The following is a 6086-nucleotide window of genomic DNA, read 5'->3' on the forward strand; positions in this document are numbered from 1 at the left end:
TTGCACAAACCGGTTCTTTGCCGGTTTTCAATGTTTTTTGGTAAACTGGTAGAGTGAATTTTGTTAAAAGAGGGGTACATATGGGAAAAGAAATTTGGTTGTTTATCGATTCCGGTCATTGTCCGCCGGCTTTTAATATGGCGCTCGATGAAGCGCTGCTCGACTGGCACAGCGAGGGAAAGATTCCACCGGCTATCCGTTTTTACGGCTGGGATCCGGCGACGCTTTCGATCGGGTATTTTCAAAGGGTGGAAAAAGAAATTGATCTCGATGCCGTGAAAAAATACGGGCTCGGTTTTGTGCGGCGGCCGACAGGGGGAAGGGCTGTTCTCCACGAGCATGAACTGACATACAGCGTGATCGTGTCGGAAGCGCATCCTGACATGCCGAAAACGGTCACGGAAGCGTACCGCGTCATTTCGGAAGGACTTGTGAGGGGCTTCCGGGAGCTCGGTTTGGAGGCATATTTTGCCGTGCCGCGCACGGAGAAAGAACGGGAGGCGCTGAAACATCCGCATACCTCTGTGTGCTTCGATACGCCGAGCTGGTATGAGCTTGTTGTCGAGGGCAGAAAAGTGGCCGGCAGTGCGCAGACAAGGCAGAAAGGCGTGATCCTGCAGCACGGCTCAATTTTACTTGATTTGGATGAAGACAAGCTGTTCAGCCTGTTTAAGTACCCAAATGATATAGTGAGAGAGAGAATGAAGAGAACCTTTAAAAACAAGGCGGTTGCGATCAACGAAATCCGCAGCGATCCGGTTACATATGATGAAGCGAAAAAGGCTTTTAAAAAGGGTTTTGAAGAAGGGCTCGGCATCCGCCTGGAACCATACAGTTTAACGAAAGAGCAACTCACGTATACCCAGGAGCTTGCGAAAACGCGTTATGAGGCGGTTGAATGGAATTTTAAGAGATAAACGAAAATTAAATTTTTTCTGGAGAAAAGCATGATTTGATGCTTTTTTCCTTTTGTGGCGCGCTTTTTTCATACTGGGGCAGATGCAAGCGGTGAATTTTTTCATTATCCGGGAAGAATCCGGTTTTTTCTGTGGATTTCTCGTTTTTTCGACACTGATTATTAAATTTTCCATTTGACAAAAAGAAAGCGGTTTGATCAACACACAATATATGGTGTATAAAAAATAAATATTCACACAATATCTAGTGTTTTTGCTTGCATTTTTTGTCCGGCATGTGCTATTTTAAAGTAGAAAAAGAAAACAGCTGAGAAAAACAGAGAGAAATATAGATCAAAGGAGTTGTCGTTAATGTCTGTTGCATCGATAAAAAAATTATGGGATGTTGAGAAGCTGAATGAGGATATCCGCTTATTTCCGCAAGTCCACCCGATCACCCCAGATATGAAAATCACGTACAAAGGCGTTTCTCGGCTTGTAATGATTGACAGATACGCATTTAAAGACACGGAAAAAGTCACGTTGGGCAAGGGCGATTTTGTTGTACTGACGATTAAAGAAGACCCGAAATTTCCGGCAAGAGGGCTTGGCGTCATCAAGGAGATCGACTGGGAGAAAAACGAAGCGGAAATTTTGATCGAGGAAGACTACCGCTCAGCGCTTGAACACCCGAAAGAAAAAGAAACAGGGATCATCAGGAGGCCGCTTGATATCATCGAAAAGCCCCTTGAGGTCTACTACGAACAAATCGCAAAGCGGAATGCAACCGGCTTAGCGGCAGTGGAAAAAACGGAAGAGAAACGGAAAGAATGGTATGAAAAGTTTTACAATGAACTCGTGAACTTAAACTTCATTCCGGCGGGGCGCGTCCTGTACGGCGCCGGATCGGGGACCGAAGTTACTTACTTTAATTGTTACGTGATGCCTTACGTCCCGGACTCGCGCGAAGGCATTTCCGAGCACCGTAAACAGGTAATGGAAATCATGAGCCGCGGCGGCGGGGTTGGAACGAACGGTTCGACACTCAGACCGCGCAATACGCTTGCCAGAGGCGTAAACGGCAAATCGTCCGGATCCGTATCATGGCTGGATGATATCGCAAAATTGACACACCTTGTCGAACAAGGCGGATCCCGTTAACTCTCCATACGGCGGGATTAAAATCTCGCGAATTGCTGGGACACCCTTAGAGCTTTCTTCACGACAACGTGACCGGCAACGGTGGGCGTGACCGTTTAAAAAGAAGAAAGATTGGGCAATCAGCAGCGAAGCATCTTTGGAAACGAAGATGAACGTTCAACGACTATTGAAATTTCCTAAAGCTCCCTCTACAATAACCAAATTTACCAACAGGTGTGGCGAGAGGAGCCATGGAAAAAGTAAATGGTAACCGGCGGCAACGCGGTTATCAGGCGCGAGACAAAGAAGACAGGGATGCTTCTTTGATGATATAGTCTGCTCTCACATGAAAGTGTGAGAGCCGGGCAGAAATGACCCGGCCGCTTAAGTTTGAGCGTAACAAATAAGCGTGGAGCACAAATGATCATGCTGGCTGTCTGGCATCCAGATATTGTTGAATTTATCATCTCAAAAATGCAGAACCCGCGTATTTTGCGCTTCCTGATTGAAAATACAAACGATGAATGGATCCGGAAACTCGCCCATGACAAATTGAAGTTTACACCTCTCACCGAGATGGAAAGGGCGATGTATCAAGGGATTGTAAACTACAAGCATATCCCCGGCCAAGGCGGCTTTACTGATGAAGTCATGAAAGAAGCGGAAGAAAAACTGGCAACCGGCGGCCATTACACCGTCCATAATCCGGAATTTTTAACAGGAGCCAATATTTCTGTCTGCCTGACAAAAGAATTCATGGAAGCCGTTGAAGCGGATGCAGAATTTGAATTAAAATTCCCGGATGTTGAAAATTACAGTGAAGAAGAAATGCGCATTTACAATGAAGAATGGCACAAGATCGGCGATGTCCGTGAGTGGGAAAAACTTGGCCGGAAAGTGCGCGTTTACCGCAAAATCAAAGCGAAAGAACTTTGGAATTTAATCAACATCTGCGCGACTTACTCGGCGGAACCGGGCGTATTCTTTATCGACAACGCCAACGAAATGACAAATGCGAAAGCCTACGGCCAAAAAGTCGTCGCAACGAACCCGTGTGGGGAACAACCCCTCGCACCATATTCCGTCTGCAACCTTGCAGCGGTCAATCTGGCCAATATGGTGGACAAGGAAACGAAAGAAGTGCGCTGGGAACAATTGAAAAAAACCGTGCGCATTGGCGTCCGCCTGCAGGACAATGTCATTGATGTGACCCCTTACTTCTTAAAGGAAAACAAGAAGCAGGCGCTCGGGGAACGGCGCGTCGGGCTCGGCGTGATGGGCCTTGCCGATCTGCTGATTTATACGGAAAAAGAATACGGATCGGAAGAAGGCAACAAACTTATCGACAAAGTATTTGAAACGATCGCGACCGAAGCTTACCGCGCTTCCATAGAGATTGCCAAAGAAAAAGGCAGCTTCCCGTTCCTCACCGGCGAAACCAGGGAAGAAACGATGCGGTTGCGCAAAGCATTCACGGAAACCGGCTATATGAAAAAAATGCCGGAAGAGATCCGGCAGGATATCCTGAAATTTGGCATCCGCAACTCGCATCTGCTCACCGTTGCACCAACCGGATCCACCGGCACTATGATCGGCTGCTCAACGGGGCTTGAGCCGTATTTCTCCTTTACGTACTACAGAAGTGGCCGACTCGGCAAATTTATCGAAGTGAAGGCAGATATCGTCCAGGAATATTTGGATCGCCATCCTGAAGCCGATCCGGACCATTTGCCAAGCTGGTTCGTCACGGCAATGGACCTTTCCCCGGAAGCACACGCGGACGTCCAATGCGTGATCCAGCGCTGGATCGACAGTTCGATCTCAAAAACCGTCAACGCCCCGCGCGGCTATACGGTTGAACAAGTCGAAAAAGTGTACGAACGCCTGTATAAAGGCGGTGCCAAAGGAGGAACCGTATATGTGGACGGCAGCCGCGATTCACAGGTGTTAACGTTGAAAGCCGAAGAACCAGAGGAAGAAAAAACGGTTAAACCGGAAAAGCAGCATGTTGTCCTTGTCGATACGATACAGGACCTCCGCACAACGAGCGTCACATACGGCAACGAAATTGGCGACACGTGCCCAATCTGCCGGAAGGGGAAAGTCAAGGAAATCGGCGGATGCAACACATGCGACAACTGCGGCGCGCAATTAAAATGCGGGCTGTAAAACGAAAAGAACGGGTTTTGTGTAGATTTGAAAAAAAGTCGTACCGTTTGAAAAAAAGTTGTACTGTTTGAAAAAAAGTCATACCGTTTAAAAAAAAGTTGTACTGTTACACCTCTTTAGATTATTATTTTCTAAAGGGGTGTTTTTTTATGTCTAAACGAAAAAGAATAGCTAAAGAAGAGCAATGGATTCGTGAAGGGCGAGGTTCTGGTCGAGGTGCTAATTATAAGCCTTGGTTAACAATTCAAGACGTTCCATCATCAGGAAGGGTATCAAGAATAAAAGGAAATAAAATAAATAGGCAACACGAAATGTTTTCGGACTTAGAAAGAAACTATTTTTATATTTCTGAATTTTATGACTGCGTAGTTGATATTCGAGAACAATTTCCATTGTTGCCTAAATCAGAAACAATTGTTATTGCCAACGAATTAGGTATTAAACATCCTACAAATCCAAAAACGAATGAACCAGTCGTAATGACTACTGATTTTTTATTAACAATAGAAAAAGATAATCGATTTATTGATGTTGCAAGAACGATAAAAATGAAAGATGAGCTATTGAAGGAGCGAGTTATTGAAAAATTTGAAATTGAAAGAGTTTATTGGGAGAGAAGGGGTATTGAATGGGGGATTGTAACGGAAGAAGAGATTCCAAAAGCTATAGCAAGGAATATTAGCTACATCCATAATTATTATGATTTAACACAGTTTGATGCCTTTCGAAATATGAATGATTCTCAAATTGAAGATTTTGCGATTGCATTTTTACAACGAATTATACAAGGAGACTATAGTGTAAGAGAAACAGCATTTTTATTTGATAAAGATATGCATTTACCATTGGGTAGTGGTTTAACCCTATTTTATCATTTAATTGTACAGAAAATTCTGATAATAGACATAATAGAACCTATAAATATTGATGAACCACTTGTTATTCAGTCAATTGATGAAGACAAGATGAAGAAGGTGAGGTACGGATGATTTATATTAATCAAGTTTTTCAATTAACGGAAGATTTAACTCGAATTCGTATTGTAGAAATTGATGAACCTTATGTATATGTAGTCATTATTGATGCTAATACATCTATGCCTCAAAAAGAATTGTATTCAACGTTAATAACAGATATAGAGCAAAAAAAGTTGATTCCAATTGCAGATCCTTTTTCCCGTGTTGTTGTAGAAAAAGAATTAACAAAAACCCAAATTGAAAAGAGGGACAAGGATTGGGATATTTATTCAGAATTACTTGTTAAAGGATATAAAAACCTTACTTCAAAGGAATGGTAGAGAAACAAAAATTAAAGAAATTGCAGAAGAACTTCATGTTACTCCAACAAAAATTAAAAAGTTACTTAGCAGTTATTGGCAACGAGGAATGAATAAAAATGCAATGTTGCCAGATTATTCAAAATCTGGTGGTAAAGGGAAAATAAAAACGCTCTCTAATGAAAAAGTTGGACGTCCACGTAGAGTAACTATTGATGGAGAATATCGGAGTGGTATTAATATAACGGATGAAGTGAAAGTTCAATTTGAACATGCTATCAATAAATATTATCGTAAATCCAATAACTATACATTAAGAGATGTATATCATTTCGTATTACGTGACTTTTATTCTGATCGTATCAAAGTAAATGGGGAATATCAGTATCGTATTTGGGATGCAGATCGAATTCCTTCATATGATCAATTGATCAATTTTACTATTGGTTTAAGAAGTTCGAAGACCCAAAAAAAAGATATGCAGTTTAGAAAAAGTGTTAAAGAATATGAATTAAAGCATCGTCCTCTTTTAAGTAATTCCAAAGTTGAAACAAATGGACCAGGAACTCGTTTCCAAATTGATGCAACCATTGCGGATGTGTTTA

Annotated in this window: 3 protein-coding genes and 3 pseudogenes; all 6 read left to right on the forward strand. The window is 42.7% G+C overall.

From position 1 onward, the window contains the following. Positions 1 to 80: 80 nt before the first annotated feature. The gene (lipM, locus tag GBH70_RS04295) at positions 81 to 917 is read left to right on the forward strand and encodes an octanoyltransferase LipM (RefSeq protein ID WP_151679872.1); all 837 of its coding nucleotides are present in this window, start codon (positions 81 to 83) and stop codon (positions 915 to 917) included. A gap of 351 nt (positions 918 to 1268) precedes the next feature. Continuing rightward, a pseudogene (locus GBH70_RS04300) lies at positions 1269 to 2054 on the forward strand (ribonucleotide reductase N-terminal alpha domain-containing protein); the annotation flags it as partial. A 390-nt stretch (positions 2055 to 2444) separates the two neighbouring features. Then, positions 2445 to 4205: pseudogene (locus GBH70_RS04305) on the forward strand (vitamin B12-dependent ribonucleotide reductase); the annotation flags it as partial. Between the two features lie 149 nt (positions 4206 to 4354). Continuing rightward, complete coding sequence (locus tag GBH70_RS04310; RefSeq protein WP_151679873.1) at positions 4355 to 5194, forward strand: TnsA endonuclease N-terminal domain-containing protein; 840 nt, start codon at positions 4355 to 4357, stop codon at positions 5192 to 5194. Further along, positions 5191 to 5502 (forward strand): hypothetical protein, encoded by a 312-nt coding sequence (locus tag GBH70_RS17970; protein ID WP_253718647.1) that lies wholly within the window; start codon positions 5191 to 5193, stop codon positions 5500 to 5502. Before GBH70_RS04310 ends, GBH70_RS17970 begins: the two co-directional genes overlap by 4 nt. Next, a pseudogene (locus tag GBH70_RS04315) lies at positions 5462 to 6086 on the forward strand (Mu transposase C-terminal domain-containing protein); the annotation flags it as partial. The gene GBH70_RS17970 and the pseudogene GBH70_RS04315, both read left to right, overlap by 41 nt.

The sequence above is a fragment of the Weizmannia acidilactici genome (assembly GCF_008974225.1).
GTDB classification, from domain to species: domain Bacteria; phylum Bacillota; class Bacilli; order Bacillales; family Bacillaceae_C; genus Weizmannia; species Weizmannia acidilactici.

Bases quoted from the DNA above. Each gene is read 5' to 3' on its own strand.
- GBH70_RS17970 (WP_253718647.1), top strand. From the start codon at position 5,191: ATGATTTATATTAATCAAGTTTTTCAATTAACGGAAGATTTAACTCGA.
- lipM (WP_151679872.1), top strand. From the start codon at position 81: ATGGGAAAAGAAATTTGGTTGTTTATCGATTCCGGTCATTGTCCGCCG.
- GBH70_RS04310 (WP_151679873.1), top strand. From the start codon at position 4,355: ATGTCTAAACGAAAAAGAATAGCTAAAGAAGAGCAATGGATTCGTGAA.